General features: G+C 45.0%; 20 protein-coding genes. 5 read left to right on the forward strand and 15 right to left on the reverse strand.

Annotated features, from left to right (window positions below; translation table 11 throughout):
• The 4 genes from L4C54_RS22315 to glyQ all read right to left on the reverse strand — a co-directional run bounded on the left by L4C54_RS22315 (nucleotide 1) and on the right by glyQ (nucleotide 5,161).
• On the reverse strand, nucleotides 1-1,380 hold the full coding sequence (locus tag L4C54_RS22315; RefSeq protein ID WP_428809847.1) for an ATP-binding protein: 1,380 nt from the start codon (nucleotides 1,378-1,380) through the stop codon (nucleotides 1-3).
• A 1-nt stretch (nucleotide 1,381) separates the two neighbouring features.
• Complete coding sequence (locus L4C54_RS22320) at nucleotides 1,382-2,062, reverse strand: response regulator (RefSeq protein WP_428809848.1); 681 nt, start codon at nucleotides 2,060-2,062, stop codon at nucleotides 1,382-1,384.
• Between the two features lie 109 nt (nucleotides 2,063-2,171).
• A complete protein-coding gene (gene glyS, locus L4C54_RS22325) occupies nucleotides 2,172-4,238 on the reverse strand; it encodes a glycine--tRNA ligase subunit beta (RefSeq protein ID WP_428809849.1) in 2,067 nt (688 codons plus the stop codon).
• Between the two features lie 2 nt (nucleotides 4,239-4,240).
• Nucleotides 4,241-5,161, reverse strand: a complete 921-nt coding sequence (gene glyQ, locus L4C54_RS22330) for a glycine--tRNA ligase subunit alpha (protein WP_428803854.1) — start codon at nucleotides 5,159-5,161, stop codon at nucleotides 4,241-4,243.
• Nucleotides 5,162-5,603: 442 nt separating this feature from the next.
• On the opposite strand from glyQ, the gene L4C54_RS22335 reads away from it, so the two are divergent.
• Nucleotides 5,604-6,158 (forward strand): TMEM165/GDT1 family protein, encoded by a 555-nt coding sequence (locus tag L4C54_RS22335; protein ID WP_428809850.1) that lies wholly within the window; start codon nucleotides 5,604-5,606, stop codon nucleotides 6,156-6,158.
• Nucleotides 6,159-6,323: 165 nt separating this feature from the next.
• Entirely contained in the window at nucleotides 6,324-6,581 is a 258-nt protein-coding gene (locus L4C54_RS22340; RefSeq protein WP_428809851.1) for a hypothetical protein, read from the forward strand.
• Nucleotides 6,582-6,639: 58 nt separating this feature from the next.
• Here L4C54_RS22340 and tusA read toward each other — a convergent pair whose 3' ends face one another.
• Complete coding sequence (gene tusA, locus L4C54_RS22345; RefSeq protein WP_428803851.1) at nucleotides 6,640-6,888, reverse strand: sulfurtransferase TusA; 249 nt, start codon at nucleotides 6,886-6,888, stop codon at nucleotides 6,640-6,642.
• Nucleotides 6,889-7,038: 150 nt separating this feature from the next.
• Between tusA and L4C54_RS22350 the strand changes: the two genes are divergently transcribed.
• A complete protein-coding gene (locus tag L4C54_RS22350; protein WP_428809852.1) occupies nucleotides 7,039-7,224 on the forward strand; it encodes a hypothetical protein in 186 nt (61 codons plus the stop codon).
• A 165-nt stretch (nucleotides 7,225-7,389) separates the two neighbouring features.
• On the forward strand, nucleotides 7,390-8,334 hold the full coding sequence (locus L4C54_RS22355) for a LysR family transcriptional regulator (protein ID WP_428809853.1): 945 nt from the start codon (nucleotides 7,390-7,392) through the stop codon (nucleotides 8,332-8,334).
• A gap of 151 nt (nucleotides 8,335-8,485) precedes the next feature.
• Here the strand turns inward: L4C54_RS22355 and acuI are convergent, their stop codons facing one another.
• The 6 genes from acuI to ilvG all read right to left on the reverse strand — a co-directional run bounded on the left by acuI (nucleotide 8,486) and on the right by ilvG (nucleotide 16,026).
• Nucleotides 8,486-9,466, reverse strand: a complete 981-nt coding sequence (gene acuI, locus L4C54_RS22360; RefSeq protein WP_428809854.1) for an acrylyl-CoA reductase (NADPH) — start codon at nucleotides 9,464-9,466, stop codon at nucleotides 8,486-8,488.
• Nucleotides 9,467-9,688: 222 nt separating this feature from the next.
• Entirely contained in the window at nucleotides 9,689-11,236 is a 1,548-nt protein-coding gene (gene ilvA / locus L4C54_RS22365; protein ID WP_428809855.1) for a threonine ammonia-lyase, biosynthetic, read from the reverse strand.
• A gap of 4 nt (nucleotides 11,237-11,240) precedes the next feature.
• Entirely contained in the window at nucleotides 11,241-13,097 is a 1,857-nt protein-coding gene (gene ilvD, locus L4C54_RS22370) for a dihydroxy-acid dehydratase (protein WP_428809856.1), read from the reverse strand.
• Nucleotides 13,098-13,114: 17 nt separating this feature from the next.
• Nucleotides 13,115-14,065, reverse strand: coding sequence for a branched-chain amino acid transaminase (locus tag L4C54_RS22375; protein ID WP_428803845.1), 951 nt, complete (start codon nucleotides 14,063-14,065; stop codon nucleotides 13,115-13,117).
• Nucleotides 14,066-14,083: 18 nt separating this feature from the next.
• Nucleotides 14,084-14,368 carry an acetolactate synthase 2 small subunit gene (ilvM, locus tag L4C54_RS22380; RefSeq protein ID WP_428809857.1) on the reverse strand — a complete coding sequence of 95 codons (285 nt, stop codon included), beginning with the start codon at nucleotides 14,366-14,368 and terminating at the stop codon, nucleotides 14,084-14,086.
• Nucleotides 14,369-14,379: 11 nt separating this feature from the next.
• Nucleotides 14,380-16,026, reverse strand: coding sequence for an acetolactate synthase 2 catalytic subunit (ilvG, locus tag L4C54_RS22385; protein WP_428803843.1), 1,647 nt, complete (start codon nucleotides 16,024-16,026; stop codon nucleotides 14,380-14,382).
• A gap of 475 nt (nucleotides 16,027-16,501) precedes the next feature.
• On the opposite strand from ilvG, the gene L4C54_RS22390 reads away from it, so the two are divergent.
• A complete protein-coding gene (locus tag L4C54_RS22390) occupies nucleotides 16,502-18,025 on the forward strand; it encodes a YifB family Mg chelatase-like AAA ATPase (RefSeq protein WP_428809858.1) in 1,524 nt (507 codons plus the stop codon).
• Between the two features lie 38 nt (nucleotides 18,026-18,063).
• On the opposite strand, the gene L4C54_RS22395 is transcribed toward L4C54_RS22390, so the two are convergent.
• From L4C54_RS22395 to ccoG, 4 genes are all read right to left on the reverse strand, one after another.
• The gene (locus tag L4C54_RS22395) at nucleotides 18,064-19,023 is read right to left on the reverse strand and encodes a DUF2860 domain-containing protein (RefSeq protein WP_428809859.1); all 960 of its coding nucleotides are present in this window, start codon (nucleotides 19,021-19,023) and stop codon (nucleotides 18,064-18,066) included.
• A 125-nt stretch (nucleotides 19,024-19,148) separates the two neighbouring features.
• Nucleotides 19,149-19,748: a thiol:disulfide interchange protein DsbA/DsbL gene (locus L4C54_RS22400; RefSeq protein ID WP_428809860.1), complete on the reverse strand. Its 600-nt coding sequence runs from the start codon at nucleotides 19,746-19,748 to the stop codon at nucleotides 19,149-19,151.
• A 37-nt stretch (nucleotides 19,749-19,785) separates the two neighbouring features.
• Nucleotides 19,786-20,772: a serine/threonine protein kinase gene (locus L4C54_RS22405; RefSeq protein WP_428809861.1), complete on the reverse strand. Its 987-nt coding sequence runs from the start codon at nucleotides 20,770-20,772 to the stop codon at nucleotides 19,786-19,788.
• Between the two features lie 57 nt (nucleotides 20,773-20,829).
• Entirely contained in the window at nucleotides 20,830-22,248 is a 1,419-nt protein-coding gene (gene ccoG, locus L4C54_RS22410; RefSeq protein ID WP_428809862.1) for a cytochrome c oxidase accessory protein CcoG, read from the reverse strand.
• Nucleotides 22,249-22,351: the final 103 nt, after the last annotated feature.

Genomic DNA, 22,351 nt, shown 5'->3' on the forward strand with positions numbered 1-22,351 from the left:
TTAACTGATCGGCAATAGTATTTTAAGTGAGACGCCCATGGATGGGGTGTCCGGTGTATCAAACCAAATCGCCCCTTTATAGCTGTGAATAATTTCATCACACAGTGCTAAGCCCAATCCCGTTCCAGTGTTTTGTTGATCGGCCCTGACGCCTCTTTGAAAGAGCTTTTGACTGATATCTGGATCGATTGCTGGACCATCATTGAGAACCTCAATGATCATTTGAGAGTCATTTACAACCACACTGATGACTATTTTTTTCACTGCAAAACGGTAGGTGTTTTCTAGAATATTGCCAAAAACCTCCATTAGGTCATCTTTATTGAGTGGCATTCTCTGATCGTCGTCGAACTGGCGAGTAACTCGAATGTCCCTTTCTCGGTGTATTTTACTGAACATATTAATCAAGCTATCTAGAGTTGGCTTTATTGGAGTAGCTGTGGTTGCTATGCCTTTTACTCCAAGGGATGCACGCTTTAATTGACCTTGAATCAGTGAGTCCATCTCTAATAGATGTCGATTTATCTCACTAGAATTTGAATTGGTTTGTTGGTCAAGTAAGGCTTGAGATACCGCTACTCGTGTTTTTAGACTGTGTGCTAGATCATTGAGAGAGCGTTTGTACTTTTCCTGAGTTTCCTTTTGTTGATACAGCAACTCATTCAGTGCGCTGGTCACATTATGTAAATCTTCAGGGTAGGCTTCGGTTAACTGGTTTTGCTTGCCAAGTTTAATTCCATGCAGTTCTTTTTCTAAGCGAGTAAACGGGGCAAAGCTCACTCGATAGAATACAAAAATTAGCGCAGTGATTAACGCTAGAGCAATCACTAGGACGATCGCAGTGGTGTACTTTAGCTGGCGCATCGGTTCCATTTTGTCTTCCACTCTTTGAGTGAGAATGACCTTGCCATCTTTCTTCTGTTTGATGCCTTTCCACAAAGTAGTATGGACGATAAACGCAGCGCCACTCGGCTTCTCGACCAAACGAATAGTATCGATAGGGAAATCTAAATCGGCGCACAGGTTGTCAATTTTTAGGTGAGAGATCCCTAACTCTTCCAGTCGGTTGGCTCTTTTTTCAACATCAATGGATGTCCAGACTTGCTGGTTGTCGCCATCACATAAGATCACGCTTGTATTGGGAGACTCTTTGGCATAAAAGTGATCCCACTGAGTTAGGGGGGGAAGTTGGCCTGAGGAGAGGATTTCATTGATGACAGACGGCAGCTCACGCAGTGTATTTTTGGAGTAATCTTCGAATAATTGGTGTCTTTGACTGTTGTAATAGAACCAAGTGCTGGTCAATACCATGGAGAAAAGAATGGAGGCCGCGGCGGCAAAAATACGGCGTCTAAATTGAGTGTTATACAGTCTTTTCATACTACTTTGCTTCTAATTCGAAGCGGTAACCTTGTCCGCGAACGGTACTGATGAGTTTGTCTTGAGTGTGCAGAGCCAGTTTTTTCCGCAAGCGAGATACGATAACTTCAATATTATTCATCTGAACACTTTCGCCTTGAGCATACAGTGAGTCAGCTATCTGCTGTTTAGAAATGATCTGTAAACTGTGACGAATCAAGTATTCCAAAATTTGGAATTCTAAAGCGGTTAAATCGAGCAGTGTATCGTTGTAGGTGATGCTTTTAGCTTGAATGTCTAAGGTGAGGCTCTGTGCTTTCACTTGTGTCGTTGAAAAGCCTTGATTACGTCGTACCAGTGCCTCAAGACGAGCGTGCAGCTCTTCAAATTGAAACGGTTTAGTGAGGTAATCATCAGCACCACAGTTAAGCCCTTCGACCTTATCTTGCCAATCACCACGCGCGGTTAATATTAGAATCGGTACAGCAATCTCTTTACGGCGAATTTGCTTGATGAGGGTGAAGCCATCGAAGTCGGGTAAGCCAAGGTCGATGATCATGACCTCTGCGTTTGGCTGTTTTTGAATGGTTTGTAGGCAAGCGGAAGCGGTTTTTTCCGCATACACGGTATGTCCTAAATCACGAAGTTGTGAAGAGAGATGGTGATTCAATATTTCATTATCTTCAACCAAAACAACCAGCATTCATTACCCCTATACGCAACTGAATTCTCTTTGGTAGAGCTTACACTAGCTTTGAATAAAAAAAAGGGAGAAGCCAAAGCTTCCCCCTTATATTTATTCAAAATTGTGCCTATTTTTGCAGTAAAGAAATATCAGCAATCTGTAGGAATAGGTTACGTAGATTATTTAGTAACGTTAGACGGTTCTTTTTCAGAGCTTCGTCATCAGCCATAACCATTACGTTATCGAAGAACGCATCAACCGGTTCACGTAGGTCAGCAAGTTTGCTTAGGGCTTCTTGGTAGTTGCCTGTCGCGAATGCTGGTTCTAGTGCTTCGGTCATGACTTCAACGTTTTGCGCTAGTGCTTTTTCTGCATCTTCTTGAAGAAGCGTTAGATCGATGTCTGCAGGTAGCTCGCCATCGAATTTCGCTAGAATATTACCTACACGCTTATTCGCTGCAGCCAGTGCTTCTGCTGCTTCCAATTCACGGAAGTGAGAAACCGCTTTAACACGTTGGTCAAAGTCTGCAGGCTTCGTTGGACGACGTGCTAGTACCGCTTGGATGATATCAACACTGAAACCAGCATCTTGGTACCATGCGCGGAAACGACCGAGCATGAAGTCGATAACATCAGCTTCAACGTTGTCGTTGGTTAACTTATCGCCTAGCTGTGCTTTCGCTTTGCCGATTAGGTCAACCAAATCTAGGTTGTAGCCGTTTTCAACAATAATACGAAGAACACCGAGTGATGCACGGCGAAGTGCAAATGGGTCAGAGCCTTTTGGTGCTTGACCAATACCGAAGATGCCAACAATAGTGTCTAGCTTGTCTGCCATTGCTACTGCTGAAGAGATACCTGTGCTTGGTAGCGTATCGCCAGCGAAACGAGGCATGTACTGCTCGTAAAGTGCTAGGGCTACTTGCTCGTCTTCGCCATCATGCGTTGCGTAGTGCATGCCCATCACACCTTGAGTATCCGTAAATTCGAATACCATTGATGTCATTAGGTCACATTTAGCAAGAAGACCAGCACGCTTTGACTTTTCAACGTCAGCATCGATTTGCTCCGCGATGTAGCCAGCAAGCTCAGTGATACGGTCAGTTTTGTCTTTGATAGTACCAAGTTGCTTCTGGAAGATAGCTTGGTCTAGCTCAGGAAGACGGTCGATCAGTGGGCGCTTACGGTCGGTGTTGAAGAAGAACTCTGCATCAGCAAGACGTGGGCGTACAACTTTCTCGTTACCTTCGATCACGTGACGAGGCTCTTTAGACTCGATGTTCGATACGAAGATAAAGTTTGGTAGTAGGTTCTTGTCAGCGTCATACACAGGGAAGTACTTCTGGTCGCCTTTCATGGTGTAAACCAAGGCTTCAGACGGTACTTTTAGGAATTCTTGCTCGAACTTAGCCGTTAGTACCACTGGCCATTCAACCAAAGAGGTCACTTCTTCCACTAAATCGTCTTCTAAGTCAGCAATACCGCCAACTGCGTCAGCCGCTTTTTTAGCATCAGCAAGGATGATCGCTTTACGTGCATCGTAATCCGCCATGACTTTACCGCGCTCTTCTAGAAGAGTTGGGTATTGGTCAGCTGAGTCGATAGTAAACTCTTGCTCACCCATGAAGCGGTGACCACGAATAGTGCGAGCTGATGCTACGCCAAGGATTTCGCCTTCGATTAGTTCATCACCAAGTAGTACAGTCAGCGTTTTAACTGGGCGGATAAACTGAATATCAGAGTTGCCCCAACGCATTGCTTTAGGAATTGGTAAGTTCGCCAGAGCTTTAGCAGCAATATCGATAACCAGTTCTTGAACCGGTTTGCCAGCCACTTCTTGTTTGAAAAGAAGCCACTCGCCTTTGTCTGTTTTTAGACGCTCTGCTTGCTCAACGGTAATGCCATTACCACGAGCCCAGCCTTGAGCTGCTTTGGTTGCATTGCCTTCAGCATCAAATGCTACTGAGATCGCAGGACCGCGTTTCTCAACTACTTTATCTGCTTGGCCTTCTGCAAGGCCTGTTACTTTAAGTGCTAGGCGACGAGGAGCTGCATACCATTTCACGCCTTCGTGAGATAATTCAGCGCCTTTTAGACCAGCTTCAAAGTTAGAAGCAAAGGCTTCTGCTAGAGAACGAAGTGCTGTTGGTGGAAGCTCTTCCGTACCTAGTTCAATTAGAAAATTCTTCGCCATGATTACTTCTCCTCAACCTTCTTACACATAGGGAAGCCTAAAGCTTCACGTGACGCGTAGTACGCCTGAGCAACCGATTTAGTCAGGTTGCGGATACGAAGAATGTAACGTTGACGCTCAGTTACTGAGATTGCTTTACGTGCATCAAGAATGTTGAATGCATGACCGGCTTTTAGAATGCGCTCATAGGCTGGAAGCGGCAGTGGCTTCTCAAGCTCAAGTAGTTCTTTACACTCTTTTTCGCACTGGTCGAAGAAAGTGAATAGGAAATCTACGTCTGCGTGTTCGAAGTTGTACGTTGATTGCTCAACTTCGTTTTGGTGGAAGATATCACCATAAGTCACGTTAGAACCGTCTGGTGCTACGTTCCATACAAGGTCGTAAACAGAATCTACTTCTTGGATGTACATTGCTAGACGTTCGATACCGTAAGTGATCTCACCAGTAACTGGCTTACACTCAAGGCCGCCAACTTGTTGGAAGTAAGTGAATTGAGTCACTTCCATGCCGTTTAGCCATACTTCCCAACCAAGACCCCAAGCACCCAATGTTGGGTTTTCCCAGTTGTCTTCTACGAAGCGAATATCGTGAACTAATGGATCGACACCAAGCACTTCAAGAGAGCCTAAGTACAACTCCTGAATATTGTCTGGAGAAGGTTTTAGAGCTACTTGGAATTGATAGTAGTGCTGCAGACGGTTCGGGTTTTCACCGTAGCGACCATCGGTCGGGCGACGTGAAGGTTGAACGTATGCCGTAGACATTGGCTCTGGGCCAAGTGCACGTAGACATGTCATTGGGTGAGAGGTGCCAGCACCTACTTCCATGTCCAAAGGTTGAACAATGGTACAACCGTTTTGAGCCCAATAATCCTGCAGCGCGAGGATCATTCCCTGGAAGGTTTTGATATCGTATTTTTGCATAGTCAAGTTCGCGCGATTCTTCTAAATGATTTAATAAAAATAACCATCAAGTATAGCGACATATTAGGCTTGCGAGTAGGGGTAATCATGGTTAATTAGTGCTCTAAAATGTCCTTTAATGAATTTTTGTCGCTAAGCGTGCGGGTAAATTCACTAAATGAAACAGTTTAGTGCCGAGTTTGCTTGAATTTATTTAATAGCGATATAGAATCCACACCGTCTTTGGGGAGTAGCTTGCTTATCCAGATGGAACCAAATCCATCAAACAGGATGAGTTCGTTCGTCAACATAATTGATGCAAAATCATCATGGCGTTCGAGACGAGATATCGAAAACTTCGATAGCTGGTTTAGCAAGACCATAGACAAGTATCGTGAACCGGGGTGGGGCGCGAGACTTGTCTTTGGTTACTATAATAATCCTCACCCCAAATGAGCATGTCGTGAGCGTTTTAGCAATATCTATAACCACCGTAGCATTAGCAGAAATTGGCGATAAGACCCAACTGCTGTCGTTACTCTTAGCAAGTCGATACCGAAAGCCAATTCCAATCATTGCTGCGATCTTTTTCGCAACCATAGCCAATCATGCGTTAGCTGCATGGCTCGGCGTTGTCGTGGCTGATTACCTATCACCAGATGTCTTAAAGTGGGTTCTGGTGGTGAGTTTTATCGCCATGGCGGGATGGATCCTTATTCCTGATAAACTCGATGACGATGAAACAATATCAAACCGAGGCCCTTTCGTAGCGAGTTTTATCGCATTTTTCATCGCTGAAATTGGTGATAAAACTCAGATAGCGACGTCAATACTTGGGGCGCAATATTCTGATGCGCTAATGTGGGTTATTTTGGGGACAACGATAGGGATGCTACTGGCTAATGTCCCTGTGGTGATTATCGGCAAGCTATCAGCAGATAAAATGCCTCTGGCTCTGATCCGAAAAGTCACCGCAATACTGTTTGTTGGATTGGCTATCGCGGCAGCTCTATTTTAGAGATCAATAACAGAAAAAGAGAGAATAGAAGGCGATATTGAACTGGATCAATAAGTGATTCGATCCTAGACAATATCGCTCGCTTTGACACATAAATGTCATATTTTTCATGCTAATTTAAGAGTGTGAAAAGTAAACAATTCCTAAAGGCGAGAGGGCACTATTATGCTGACACGTTATATGGGTATGACACCGCAAAGTCAGAGCTATCTGTTCACATTTGGTTTGGCGATCACGCTACTTGGTGTGGTATTAACTGAAATGTGGTTGCCAATGGTGGTTGGGGCAATTTTGATGACAGGGTTAATGGTTGAGTCGTGGATTCGAGTCGCTCACATTATTCCAATGCATCAAGAGATGCGAGATATGCAAAAACAGATCACTGCACTTCAATCTCGGGTTCATGAGCAAGAACTAGAGTAGACCAAATTATTGAATTGAGAGGGCACTGCGTTTGACGTTGTGCCCTTTTTTGATCAGATTAAGCGATGCCTTTTTTAATTAGATACAGGTAAGGCAGTTCTTCTACTTTTGATGAGATGAGTTCGTGATCCATAAAGCGGCAAAAGCTTGGAATATCACGAGTCGTTGAAGGGTCATCTGCTTTGACTAGTAGCACGTCGCCATCTTTCATCGTCCTAATTGTTTTTCTCACCATCATTACCGGCTCTGGGCATCGTAGCCCTTCTGCTTCTAGTGTGTGGGTGGCAAGTTTTGGATCAAAAGTCATGGTGATATCTCAATTACAGCGTTAGAGCGGTAGATAATACTAATGGAGAAAAAATATTCAATATTCTCTTGGCAAATCGATCAATATGTTTTAATTTAGTTAACAAGTTGGTAACAAATGCCATTTCAGCAAAATAAGCAGGGAGCTAATATGTTGACAGCACTAGATAGATTGACCATCTACTCGGTTCTTTGTTTTATCTCATTTTGCGCTTTGGTACTACGTGCACCAGCTGAACCGTCTTTAATGCCATTATTTGGTTTAAGTGCAACGATTTTAGGGATTTGGCTTGAGATGCGCCGTTGGACGGGCACATCTGAAGAGCAAAAAAATTAACACGGTTTAGGCTTTTCTACACTTAAGCATAGACTGCGCACTTGTAAGACTACACACGAATACATTCCGACACTACCCCAGTTTTCTTGGGCTTCCCCGCTGAAAAGCGGGATTTTTTTTGCCCAGAGGTTACACTAAAGGTTGATACTATAGTGGAGCCAACCCGTGGAATTAGAAGAGGTTTACCGAAAAGACCTCAATTTACTCGTTGCATTACGAGTTTTAATTGAAGAGTGCAGCGTAAGTAAAGCCGCTGCTCGTTTAAACCTCAGCCAGTCCGCCATGAGCCGTGTTCTTGGCAGGCTTCGCCATCTACTCGATGACCCTCTTTTTACCCGTCAAGGTCAGCACCTTATTCCAACGGAAAAAGCACTCGAGATTGATCGCTCACTGGGTGAGCCTTTGGAATCGCTTCGTCAGCTACTTTCACCACTGGATTTTGAACCGCAAAGCTGCGATCAGAGCTTCTCAATCGCCACTACCGATTACGCAATGCAGACAATTCTTCCCTTTGCATTACCTCGTATTTATCAAGAAGCACCTCATGTGTCGTTTAATTTTTTGCCACTGCAGCACGACAGACTCTCTGATCAGCTCACTTATGAAGGGGCTGACTTAGCGATTTGTCGGCCAACAGGACCTGTTGAACCGCTGCGCAGTGAAGTTCTAGGTCGAGTAGGGGTTCTTTGCTTGCTTTCAAAGCAGCATCCACTTGCCGATAAAGAGATGAACTTACATGACTATTTAAGCTATCCACATGCGATGATTGCGATCAGTGATGGGGTGAAGGCGCTGCTTGATCAGTCTCTTGTTGGCAATCCACAGCCTAAAATGGTGCTGCGCGCGTATCATCTAGAAGCGGCGGTCGCGATTGTTGATACCATGCCGATCATTATTACCGTTCCTGCTGATTTAGCTTATTTAGTCGCTGAGCGTTATGATTTAGCGGTTAAGCCGCTGCCATTCCAGTTTACCCCGTTTGATTACTCGATGATTTGGCATCCACGATGTGAACACTCACCTGCGCAAGAGTGGTTACGGAGTATTGTCAAAGAGGAGTGTGGCCGCCTGATTGCCAAGCGAGTTGAAGATATGGGTCTAGATGGTTAGTTGTTGATGCTATAGAAAACCAGTTCGTTTTGGATCAAAAAAAGCTTTAGGTCTCCCTAAAGCTTTTTGCTATTTAAGCGGTACATAGCTCAATTTAATCGCTGAAAAATCGAGTTAACGCTTAATGTGACTCTTACAATTTAAAGCATTTTTATAGCTTAATAACTACGCGACCAGTCACTTGTCCGTTAGTAATGTCTTCTGCAAACTTTGGCGCTTCAGCTAATGCTACTTCAGTACATGCTTGCTCAAAGTAGCTCTCTGGTAGAAGTTCAACCAGCTTATCCCAAGCCGCAATGCGTTTTTCTGTTGGGCAAGAAACAGAGTCAATCCCTTGCAGACGAACGTTACGTAGAATGAACGGCATAACTGTCGTTGGTAGATCAAATCCACCCGCGAGACCACAGGCAGCAACCGCGCTGTTGTAATCCATCTGTGCTAATACTTTTGCTAGAACTTTGCTACCGACTGTATCAATCGCGCCAGCCCAGATCTGCTTTTCAAGAGGACGAGCAGGCTCTTCAAACTCTGTACGATCAATAATACGACTTGCCCCAAGCTTTTCTAGTAGTGGGCCATTTTGTTCAACGCGGCCCGTAACAGCAGCAACTTTATAGCCAAGCTGAGCAAGTAGGGTTACAGCAACAGAACCCACCCCACCACTTGCGCCAGTCACAAGGATTTCACCTGTTTCCGGTTTAACGCCAGCATCAACGATAGCTTGAACACACAGCATCGCAGTAAAACCAGCGGTGCCAATCATCATTGCTTTTTTGCTATCAAGACCTTTTGCTAGTGGTACTAACCAATCTGCTTTCAGACGGGCTTTTTGTGCCATGCCACCCCAATGGTTTTCACCCACGCCCCAGCCAGTTAGAACAACGCTATCACCTGTTTGGTAGCGTCCATCTTCTGAACTCACAACGGTACCCGCTAAATCAATGCCTGGCACCATTGGGAAGTTACGAATAATTTTGCCTTTGCCTGTAATTGCTAAGCCATCTTTGTAGTTAAGTGATGAGTAGTCGACATCAATCAGGACTTCACCCTCTGGCAGCTGTGACACATCGATCTGCTCGACGTTAGCGATGGTGCGTTTTTCTTCTTGGTTTAGGACTAAGGCGTTAAACATGTGATTCTCCAAATAGGATGCATTGTTCATATAGACAACAGTTCATATAGACAGCAATGAAATTACAGCTAGTTTAGTCTTTAAATTGTCATGACTAAAATGAAACTTTATCATTAACTCTATGCGTATCACGCATTTTGTCTGTTTTTTCTACAGTGAGTGAAAAAGATAAAAAAGCCAGTCATTGAGACTGGCTTTGGCGATTATTGGCTTCAACTGCAATTAAGAGAGAAAGAACTGATACGACGGGTTATCGGTTTCATCTTTGCACTGATACCCAAGCTCACGAAGGTGGGTTGAGAATTGTGCTAAATCGCTTTCATCAAGCTCAAAACCACAGAGAACACGGCCATAATCTGCGCCATGGTTACGGTAGTTAAACAGGCTTATATTCCAATGCGTACCTAGGGTGCTTAAGAATTTAAGCAGGGCACCGGGGTATTCTGGGAATTCAAAGCTATACAGACGTTCCTTAAGTGGTTTCGAAGGTTTGCCACCAATCATGTAGCGAACGTGCAATTTAGCCATTTCATCTTCAGAGAGATCGACAACAGGGTAGCCGCCATCACGTAGGTCTTTGATGATATGTTGCAGCTCTTCTTGCCCACCTTGTAAACGAACACCCACAAAAATATTTGCTAGGCTGTCGTCGTTATAGCGATAGTTAAACTCAGTGACCGCTCGGCCGCCAATGATATTGCAGAACTCAAAGAAGGCTCCTTGGCGCTCTGGAATAGTCACAGCTAAAAGACCTTCACGTTTCTCACCAAGTTCACAACGTTCAGAAACATAACGAAGACCGTGGAAGTTGGTGTTAGCACCAGACAGCACTGTCCCTAATTGTTTGTCTTTTAGTTGGTTCTGTTCGGTAAACTTCTTGAGGCCAGCGAGCGCGACAGCGCCAGAAGGTTCAGCAATCGCACGAGTGTCTTCAAAGATATCTTTGACTGCAGAGCAGATCTCATCACTGGAAACAGCAACATGCCCATCAATATACTTTTGGCATAAGCGGAAGGTCTCTTCACCGATACGCTTAACCGCTACGCCATCAGCAAACATGCTGACTTGGTCAAGCACGACGGGCTCTCCCGCATCAAGGGCTGCTTTTAAGCAAGATGAGTCTTCAGGCTCTACCGCAATCACTTTGATTTCTGGCATGAGCTGCTTTATCAACACAGCAACGCCGGCCGCTAAACCACCGCCGCCAACAGGAACAAAGATATAATCTAAGTGCCCATTTTGCTGCAGCATTTCCATACCAATCGTACCTTGCCCTGCGATCACTAAAGGGTGATCGAAAGGAGGCACAAAGGTATAGCCATGTTCAGCAGACAAACGCTCAGCTTCTGCTTTCGCTTCATCAAAATTGCTGCCATGAAGAACAACGTTACCACCAAAGCTGCGTACCGCTTCGACTTTGATATCTGGAGTCGTTTTTGGCATCACAATAGTCGTGATGATGCCCAGCTTTGTACCTGATAGCGCTAAACCTTGAGCATGATTACCTGCAGATGCTGTAATCACCCCCGCCGATTTCTGTGCTTCCGATAAGCTTGCCACCATGTTGTACGCACCACGTAATTTGAACGAGTGCACCGGTTGGCGATCTTCACGTTTGAGTTGTACTTGGTTACCAATGCGTTCAGATAGGCGAGGCATATCTTGCAGTGGTGTTACCGAAGCAACTTCATATACAGGTGCTCGAAGGATCTGGCGCAGATAATCTGCACCAGTTTGTTGACCTTCTTTTGCTAAAAAAGCTTCAGTCATGGGATTACCCCTCTAGCTTAGACTTATCGCGTACAGCGCCTTTGTCTGCACTGGTTGCCATGCTTGCATAAGCCTTTAGAGCCAGTGACACAACACGTTCTCGGTTAGCTGGTTTCCAACCTAATTCGTCTTGTTTCGCGCGGCGTGCCGCTAATTCATCTTCTGCCACGTCGAGTGTGATAGAGCGGCTAGGGATGTCGATAGTGATGATATCACCCGTGTTCACAAGGCCAATCACACCGCCACTTGCTGCTTCTGGAGAAGCGTGACCAATCGAAAGACCCGAAGTACCACCAGAGAAGCGACCATCAGTCAGAAGTGCACAAGATTTACCTAAGCCCATCGACTTAAGGTAAGTCGTTGGATACAGCATCTCTTGCATGCCAGGGCCGCCTTTAGGACCTTCGTAGCGAATTATTACTACTTCGCCTGCTTTAACTTTACCGCCCAAGATGCCTTCTACAGCGTCATCTTGGCTTTCAAATACAATCGCAGGGCCTTGGAATTTTAGGTTTTCTTCGTCAACACCAGCCGTTTTTACGATACAACCGTCAACGGCGATGTTTCCCGAAAGAACCGCGAGTCCGCCTTCTTGGCTAAATGCGTTTTCTTTGGTTCGAATACAGCCTTCTTTACGATCATCATCTAAGCGATCCCAGCGGCAATCTTGAGAGAAAGCTTTGGTAGTACGAATACCGGCAGGGCCAGCGCGGAAGAACTTAAGTACTTCTTCATCTTCCGTTTGCATGATGTCATATTGCGCCAATTGCTCTTTCATTGAAAGATTGAGCACGGTGCGAGTATCACTGTTTAGTAAGCCTGCTCTGTCTAGTTCACCAAGGATAGCCATAACACCACCAGCGCGGTGAACATCTTCCATGTGGTACTTAGGTGTTGAAGGCGCAACCTTACAAAGGTGAGGTACACGGCGAGACATCTCATCGATATCGTCCATATCGAATTTAATCTCACCTTCTTGAGCAGAAGCTAATAGGTGAAGCACGGTGTTGCTTGAACCACCCATGGCGATATCTAACGCCATCGCATTTTCAAAAGCTGCACGGTTTGCAATGTTGCGTGGTAGCGCTGAATCATCGCCTTGCTCGTAGTAGCGCTTTGTTAGCTCAACGACACGTTTACCAGCGTTGATAAACAGTTGTTCACGGTCAGCGTGAGTCGCCAACATTGAACCGTTACCCGGCTGAGATAGACCAAGTGCTTCAGTTAAACAGTTCATTGAGTTCGCAGTGAACATACCTGAACAAGAACCACATGTTGGACATGCTGAACGCTCAACTTGCTCGCTTTGCTCATCTGAAATAGATGGGTCAGCGCCTTGAATCATCGCATCAACTAAGTCTAGCTTGATGATTTGGTCTGAAAGCTTGGTTTTGCCCGCTTCCATTGGTCCGCCTGAAACAAAAATCACAGGGATGTTAAGGCGCATAGCTGCCATCATCATTCCCGGAGTGATTTTGTCACAGTTTGAGATACACACCATGGCGTCTGCACAGTGCGCATTGACCATATACTCAACCGAATCGGCGATCAGCTCGCGTGAAGGCAATGAGTACAGCATGCCGCCGTGACCCATTGCAATACCATCATCAACCGCGATGGTGTTGAATTCTTTTGCGATACCGCCTGCTTTTTCAATCTCGCCCGCAACCAGTTGACCCATATCTTTTAGGTGTACGTGGCCTGGTACGAATTGAGTGAATGAGTTTACAACGGCGATGATCGGCTTACCGAAGTCTTCATCTTTTACGCCTGTTGCACGCCATAATGCACGTGCACCCGCCATGTTACGTCCATGGGTAGTTGTTGCACTGCGGTACTTGTTTTTTGGAGCCGTAGACATTGGAATTTCCTTTTCAATTATTTCGCTGACGGTGCATTCTCAGGGTAGACGTAGTCAAGCCAGCCCCACTTATCTTCCGTGGTGCCATTAAATAGACCAAAGTAATCTGCTTGCAGTACTTTCGTTATTGGGCCACGTTTACCTGTGCCAACTTCTATCTTATCGACTGTACGAACCGGTACGATTTCTGCCGCGGTTCCTGTCATGAATACTTCATCAGCAAGGTATAGCGCTTCACGTGCAATATTTTCTTCACGCACTTCATAACCGCGTTCTTTAGCAAGAGTCATGATCGTGTCGCGAGTGATGCCTGGTAGGATTGCGCTGGTTGCTGGTGGCGTTGAAAGAATGCCATTGCGAATAACAAAAATATTCTCGCCAGCCCCTTCAGATAAGTAACCATCGACACTGAGTGCGATACCTTCATCGTAACCGTTACGACGAGCTTCACCACCAACAAGTAGAGAAGATAGGTAGTTACCACCGGCTTTTGCTGCGGTTGGAATCGTATTTGGTGCTGCACGGTTCCAGCTTGAAATCATCGCATCAACACCGTTTTCTAGCGCTTCTTCACCAAGGTAAGAGCCCCAAGGGAATGCTGCGATGATTAGCTCCATTACCGAATCTTCAGGAGGACAAACACCAAGGCCAACATTGCCAACAAAACCCAGAGGGCGGATGTAAGCAGAATCAAGCTTGTTTTGACGCAGAGTTTCGCGTGTCGCTTCCATGATCTCTTCCTCTGTATAAGGAATTGGGAAACGATAGATTTTTGCAGAGTCCTTCAGACGCTTAGCGTGCTCAGGGTGGCGGAAGATAACTGGACCATTTGGCGTGTTGTAGCAGCGCACACCTTCAAAAACCGAGGTGCCGTAGTGCATAGCGTGAGTGAGAACGTGGACATTGGCTTCAGCCCAAGGAACCATCTCACCATTAAACCAAATGTAGTCTGCTGTTTTAGCTGTCATTGCTGTCTTCCTTATGCACTAATCTTTTGTTGTAAGTTGTAAGTTGTTATTTGGCAGTTCGTCATTGCTGATAATCGTGACATCAACAGTGCGTACATCCCATAATTTTTCTATTTGATTGGTCAAAAAAGAGATTGGGCGATCACTGTCGACAATGATCTCAACGCTCGCAACCTTGCTTTCATGGTTCTGTGTTCCGGCAACTTGTTTTACAACAAAGCCACGGTGGCGCACGACTCTTAGTACACGCTCAAGGAGTACCGGTTTATCATCCGCTTTGATGTCGAGTAAGTATCTTTCCATTTTGGCGCTTCCTATGTGTTCTCTAGCATTTCGCTGTTCGACGCACCAGGTGGAACTAGCGGCCATACATTCTCTTCTTCATCAATAATGACATGAAGTAGATACGCGGTTTTACTTTCTAGCATCTCTTTCAGGGCTGGCTCAACTTCTTCTTTCTTAGTGATAGTTTTACCTGGAATATCGAAGGCTTTAGCAAGCATTACGAAATCTGGGTTGTCATCAAGAATCGTTTCACTGTGGCGGCCATCAAAGAACAGTGATTGCCATTGACGAACCATGCCTAAACGTGAGTTGTTCAGTAGCACCATTTTTACAGGGATCTGGCGACGCTTTAATGTACCAAGCTCTTGTATGTTCATCATAAATGAACCATCACCCGAGATTAGGATAGACTGATCATCGGGTCTGCCAACTGCTGCCCCCATTGCCGCTGGTAAGCCAAAGCCCATCGTTCCCAGACCCGCAGATGTGATGAAGTTTTGCGGATTACGTGGCTGAATGTGCTGCGCTGCCCACATTTGGTGCTGGCCCACATCGGTCGAGATAATGCTGCTCTCTGGCATCATTTCAGAAAGTTGCTTAAGAAGCAGTGGAGCAAAAATCAGATCACCTGGGTGATCGTAACGCCACTTAAAACCTTTACGTAGGCTTTCACTGTGCTGAACCCAAGGGTTTATATCTTGGCTTAGCTCCAGCTGAGGAAGAATCACATTGATGTCACCACGTAGAGAGGCGTTTGCTGTGCGTAGCTTGTTAAATTCAGCCGCATCGATATCTAGGTGAATGACTTTAGCGTGAGGAGCAAAGGTATCAAGCTTGCCGGTTACTCGGTCATCAAAACGAGCGCCGACAACAAATAACAGGTCACACTCTTGTACCACAAGGTTGGCGGCTTTGGTGCCGTGCATCCCTAGCATGCCCAAATAATGTGGGTCGTGACGTTCAACAGAGCCAAGCCCTTTTAATGTGCTGACTGACGGCATAGGATTTAGGCGTAAAAACTCACGAACGCTTTCTGTTGCATGGGCTAGTTGAACACCGCCACCAACATAAAGAACAGGGCGAGTACTTTGTGAAAGCACCTCTTGCGCTTTAGCGATATCGTCAACACTAGCAACTGGTATTGCTGGTGGTGTAAATGGAGGAAGAATAGAAACAGGCGCTTGTGCGAGTTGTACATCTTTAGCGATATCAACAATAACAGGGCCTGGACGACCTGTTTTAGCTACTTCAAAGGCTTCCGCCAAGGTTGGAGCGAGTTCGTTGATGTCAGTGACTAAGTAGCTGTGCTTAGTACATGAGAGAGACATACCAATCACATCCATCTCTTGGAAGGCATCGGTACCAATATGAGAGCTTGCGACCTGACCAGTGATAGCAACCATCGGTACGGAATCAAGAAACGCATCAGCAAGGCCAGTTACTAAGTTGGTAGCTCCCGGACCTGACGTTGCCATACATACGGCGACATCTTGTGTCGCGCGTGCCATTCCAATTGCAGCCATTGCTGCGCCTTGCTCGTGTCGGCAAAGAATATGCTCAACACCGCCATCGTATAAGGCATCGTAGATTGGCATGATAGCGCCACCTGGATAACCAAATACCGTTTTGATTCCTTGCTGGGTTAAAGCAGAAACGACTAATTCAGCACCTGTCATTACATGCCTCCCATATTGTTGTGTTTGTTGCACTTCATGTGCGCTCCCATTCTTCCTGTCATATCTGATTGCTTAGTTTTTCTTTGTTGAAGCTAAGTCAATCAGGATGAGCTTCAGTCTAATTAGTTGTAAAAAAACCCCCGGACTTTTCAGTGCGGGGGTTTTTAAAATCTTGTGGTTATCTGCTGCCCACTAGCCCCCGCGTGGTGTCAATAATGACCACGATAATCAGGAGTACCAGAGTGTTGATGCGGGCTTTGAAGTTCATCTTATTTCTTTTGTCTGTCTTAAATTCTATTAAATATTGAACAAATTTGTTTGTATACCTAGTGGTAACATATATTTCCGTTAAATGACAAGCAAAAACTCATTCTTTTTTCACATTCTATCAGCATACCTACACGTTATATAACATCCTTACTCAAATAATAGCCATTCAATAATGGCTGTGAATAGTTATCAAAAGGGAAGTTATATGGGGTTAGCCATCGTTAATAGTCGCGCCTGTGTTGGGGTTGAAGCACCAGAGGTCACTGTTGAGGTTCATATTAGTAATGGGCTTCCTGGTTTTAGCTTAGTCGGCTTACCTGAAACCACGGTTAAAGAAGCAAAGGATCGTGTTCGTAGTGCCATCATTAATTCTCGCTTTGAATTTCCAGCCAAACGCATAACCGTCAATCTTGCACCTGCCGATCTTCCTAAAGAGGGCGGGCGATTTGATTTGCCAATTGCATTGGGGGTTTTAGCTGCCTCAGATCAGATCCCAATCGATAAACTGGCGGATCGGGAGTTTATTGGTGAACTAGCGCTCTCTGGTGAGCTTCGCTCTGTAAAAGGCGTTTTACCCGCGGCTCTTGCGGCTAATAAAGCTAAACGTTGTTTAATCGTGCCTCACTTAAATGGTGATCAAGCCGCGTTAGTCGGTAAGGAAATTCATAAGTCGGCACAAAGCCTATTGGAGGTGTGCGCTGAATTGTGTGGTCAGCAGTCACTCGATCTATTTCAAACCAAGGCAAAATTTAGTGAACGGAAATTAACACGTGATCTACAAGATATTATTGGACAGCAACAAGGTAAGCGAGCGTTAGAGATTGCTGCTGCCGGGAATCATAATCTTTTGTTCTTAGGCCCTCCGGGTACGGGAAAAACCATGCTGGCTTCTCGGTTGTGTGATTTATTGCCTGAAATGTCGGAAAGTGAGGCGATGGAAACGGCATCGGTCGCCTCATTAACCCAGCAAGAGATCAATGAAAATAATTGGAAACAGCGACCTTTTCGTTCTCCTCATCATTCAAGCTCTATGGCGGCATTGGTTGGTGGCGGCTCAATCCCTCGCCCGGGTGAAATATCGTTGGCTCATAACGGACTGCTGTTCTTAGATGAGATGCCCGAATTTGAACGCAAGGTACTGGATTCATTAAGAGAACCCCTAGAGTCAGGGGAGATCATTATCTCTCGGGCTCAAGGGAAAACACGGTTTCCAGCTCGGTTTCAATTAGTTGGCGCACTAAACCCTAGCCCTACGGGTTATTATGAAGGCAATAATACTCGGACCAACCCTCAGCTTATTTTGCGTTATTTGAACCGTTTGTCTGGCCCGTTGCTGGATCGGTTTGATATGTCGATAGAGATCCCTGTCTTACCAAAAGGCGTACTAGCGGAAGGGGGTGATAGAGGTGAGCCCACAAAGGTAGTTAAGCAGCGGGTAGAGGTTGCTAGGGAGCGCATGAATCAGCGAAGTGGTGTGGTTAATGCGTTATTAGGTAGCCGAGAGGTCGAACGATACTGCCCGTTAGAAAAGGTCGATGCACAATTTCTAGAAACGGCCTTGCATCGACTTGGACTTTCTATCCGTGCCTATCATCGAATTATTAAAGTGGCGAGAACCATTGCAGATTTAGACGGGGCACAGCAGATAGCCAAACCTCACTTAGCAGAAGCGCTTGGCTATCGAGCGATGGATAGATTGCTAAAGCAACTGACGTTACAGGCGGTGTAACATCAGCATCTATATGTGTCGATTAAAAAAAGCACCGATTAAAATTTATAGTTAACACCGAGTGATACGATCGTTTGTGACTCGTCATAAAAGTCGATATTAGCGTCTGTTTGGCTATAACCGGCAAAGGAAATCAGTGACCAATTATCCCACCCCATGAAGTTGAGATATTCGTAAGCAGCAAAAAATGTCACTTTATCTTCAGAGCGAGTTTGATCATTAAAGGTTGTATTCGCCTGTTGATAATCTTGTTTAGTATAAGTGGTTGTTAGCGCTAACTTATGCCGATCAAAGAATTGAAATAAACTGAGTTCGGCGCGGTAACCATCGTAGGAATTGGTGTCGCCTTTCCCGTGTTGAGTAATGTAGGCGATTGCAGGAGACAGCATGGTTGTGCGGCTAACTGGAATTCCTATCTGCCCTTTAATGAAATAGGTTTCTCCGTCTCGAGCTAACTCAGTCCCTTGCAAAGCGTCATTTTCAATGGTTTTGTCTGCGTAGGCCATATCAATCGAGACTCGACTGTCCGCGATATTTGAAAGTGTCAGTCGATAAGCATTGCCTGAAACATCCGTTTCGGTTCGAGGGCCAGTTGTGGAGTAAGGGTTTTGCCAAGTACTCCCTGGTTTGATGGTGGGTAAGTAAGCCAAATCAATGATGGTGGCCGATGGCAGTTGGTATTTATAACCCAGTTGCATTACCAATGTACCGACTGCGATATCATCACGAGCCGTACCTAGGTAAACCTGTTGTTGACTCGATTGACCAAATGTATAAGCGAGGCTGCCTAGTGGGGCGACTAAGAAAGAATCTTCACTCTCCGCAGATTGGTCGAGACTGACCAGCGAGGAGTCTGTATCGGTATTGAATTGTGACTTTTCAGAAGAATAAATAGTATTGAGGGAAATCTCTCCACTAAAGCCGTTGCTGCCCCCCAGCTTAGCGTAACTAGAAGAGCTAGCGATTAAGGCAATAAGTAAGATATAACTGGCTTTCATAAGGTTCTCCATAACCTTGCTCAATAGTTATTACTATACTGTAAGATTTGTGTATATATATGATTATTTTTATAAAAAAAGGGAGCACGCTTGTGCTCCCTTTTGAATGTTCACGATTGCTTAGATTACTTAGTTAGCAAGTAATTAACCAATGCAAAGTATTCGGTCGTAGTTTTAATAGATTGTGCTTGAACAAGGTAACGATTATTTACAACTAGTGCTGGAACACCAGTAAGGCCACTGTCTTGGAACTGTTTATCAAAGCGGCGCACCATTGAGTCAACGGCAAAGCCATTATAGGCAGCGTCATACTTGTTAGCGTCGATACCTTCATCAATGAAGATTTGGCGCAGTGCGTCTTCGTTTTTAGGTGGCTTGCCCATGTTATGAATACGATTAAACAGAATTGGAACCATTTTATCTTCAATTTTTAGCGCAACCATGGTCGCATAAGCTTTGCTAACAGGAGCACCCATTGACCCACCCATGAAAGAAACGTGGTTCTTTTGCAGCTTTGCGCCTTCAGGAAGTTGTTCTTTTAACTGCTCAATAACAGGCTCAAGAGAGTTACAGTGAGGGCAGTAGAATGAGAAGAACTCAGTCACAATTGGTTTTTTAGATGGCTCTAAATCCAGCACTTTGTAGTGCTGTCCTTCTTCAAATTGAGCCGCGTGAGCAGTTAGGCTCAGCATCAGTGTCGCGAAAAGTGCAAACAGCTTCTTCATTGGTATCTCCATATTCTATTTATCAGGCAATTGCCTATTACCATTGTGGTGTGAGTGACAGTGAAGGTTCACTCAAAGCCGCAATTTGTTCTTTAAAACCTAAGACTTGGCTCTCCCAGTATTTTGGATCATTAAACCAAGGGAAAGCGAGTGGAAAAGCAGGATCCTGCCATCTTTTTGCTAACCAAGCCATATAGTAGACCATTCGTAGACCGCGCAAAGGCTCAATAAGTTTCAGCTGTGAGTGATCAAAGTCACAAAACTCTTGATAAGCTTCCAAAATGATATCTAACTGGGCCATTTTATCGGCCCGATCGCCATTGATAAGCATCCATAAATCTTGAACCGCAGGACCATTTCTAGAGTCATCGAGATCCACAAACATCGGTCCATCGCGCCATAAAATATTACCGGGATGGCAGTCTCCGTGAAGTCGAATAATATCGACCTTGGGTTGCCACTGCTCTTCAAGGCGAGAAATTAGTAGGTCGAGATCGCTGAAGAACGCTTTCTCTAAGTGCATTGGAATAAAAGTCGAGTTCTCTAAGAGCTTTCTCGGTTGATAAAGGTATTCATCCAGACTGATCGTTGGTCTATGAGCAAAAGTTCGCTGCTGGCCTACTTGGTGAATTCGACCTAAAAATCGCCCCACGCCTTCTAACTGATCAAAGTTATCGACCTCGAACTGCCTACCACCAACACTAACAAACAGAGCAAATAAGTAGCCCTTGTATTGGTGCATTGTATGGCCGTTTATTCGGCACGGTGGGGCAACGGGTATTTCAGCGTCGTGCAATTCAAGTGTGAAGTCATGCTCTTCTTGAATTTGCAACTCACTCCAACGCTCTGGGCGGTAAAACTTCACCACATAGCGTTGGCGCTCTTCATCGGTGAATTGATAAACGCGGTTTTCATAGCTGTTGAGTGGCAAAAAGCCAGACTCGGCACGAATCCCAATACTTTCTAGTGCGTACCACATGAAGTCGGGAGTAAGTGCATTAAAGTTAAATGCTTGTTCGGTCATAATTAAAAAGGCTCATTACTGAGCCTTTTCCATAATATTTGAATTTGGGAATATCGGTTAGAGCTCGCCAATGAAGCGGCTTTCTACTTCTATTCTGAAACCATCACTGTCTGACAGTATAAACTGAATCGTAGTAACAGGAGAGGTTAAGTTCTCAGGATTAATACCCAAACTCATCGGTAGGTTCAGTACTTCACCGGGTTTTACGTGGATTGTTTTTCGACCATACCATGTGGCATCGCCAAGGCCTGAAACATCTAAGTCATAGCTTTGAGTTTGCTGAGTTTTATTGATCACTTTTAGAGTGTAAGTATTCTCAATTTCACCTGCGTTATTCTCTCTAAACAGCTGGCTTCGGTCTCGAATGACGCTAAGCCCCGCGGGCTCTACACTGGCTATTTGAGCGAAAAATAGGCCGATCATGACTACAAAAATTAGACCGTAACCAATAAGCTTTGGTCTCATAATGTCAGTTTTATGGCCTTCTAATCGGTGCTCGGTGGTATAGCTAATCAGCCCTTTCTTGTACTTCATGCGCTCCATTGTTTTATCACAAGCGTCAATACAGGCACCACAGTTAATGCATTCATATTGTAGACCATCACGAATATCGATACCTGTTGGGCAAACCTGCACACAAAGGTCACAATCGATACAGTCGCCTATTCCTAACTCTTGTGGGTTGGCTTTACGAGAACGTGGTCCTCGGTCTTCACCTCGCTTAGTATCGTAGCCAACAATAAAGGTGTCTTTATCGAACATAGCTGATTGGAAGCGAGCGTAAGGGCACATGTGAAGACAGACAATTGATCTCATCCATCCTGCATTCGCGTAGGTACAACCGGCGAAAAATAGCACCCAAAAGACTGGCCAAAATGAACCGCTAAAGGTAAAGAACCCAATGATCAGTTCATTGATAGGAATGAAGTAGCCAACAAAGGTGAACCCTGTCGCTAAGGCAATAGCAAGCCATGCACAGTGTTTTAGGATTTTTCTAAGTATTATTTTCTGGGTTAATTTACCGGAATCTTGTTTACGCCTTTTGTTGGCGCTGCCTTCTAGTTTTTCCTCAAACCAAATGTACATAAAGGTCCAAACGGTTTGTGGGCAAAGAAAACCACACCAGACTCGCCCTAAAAAGGTGGTTAGAAAGAATAGGCCAAAGGCGGCAATCATAAACAGCAATGCAAGCAGGGTTAAATCTTGTGGATAAAGCGTGGTACCAAAGAAGTTAAATTGCTGACTCGCAATGTCGAGCAGAACTGCTTGGCGTTCGCCGTATGGAATCCATGGCACCATGGCAAACATCACCAATAAAAACCATGCTCCATAGCGACGCAGTTTTTGAAATGTTCCTTTGCTGTCACGGACATAGATTCGACTGCTTGGGTTAAATCGATCCTTGTTCCCTTTATGGGTTTTAGGATTAAACGTTTTTGGGGTCACGTCTTTAATATCGATCTTATCCTGACTCATTAAGTCATCCTTTTTCTGGGGCTGTTAGGTGCAAATTCTACTGTTCACACTCTATCGACACTGCAATTTATTTGGATGGATCTGATGCGTATGAAAATGAATC

Source organism: Vibrio lamellibrachiae (assembly GCF_050337265.1).
GTDB classification, from domain to species: domain Bacteria; phylum Pseudomonadota; class Gammaproteobacteria; order Enterobacterales; family Vibrionaceae; genus Vibrio; species Vibrio kyushuensis.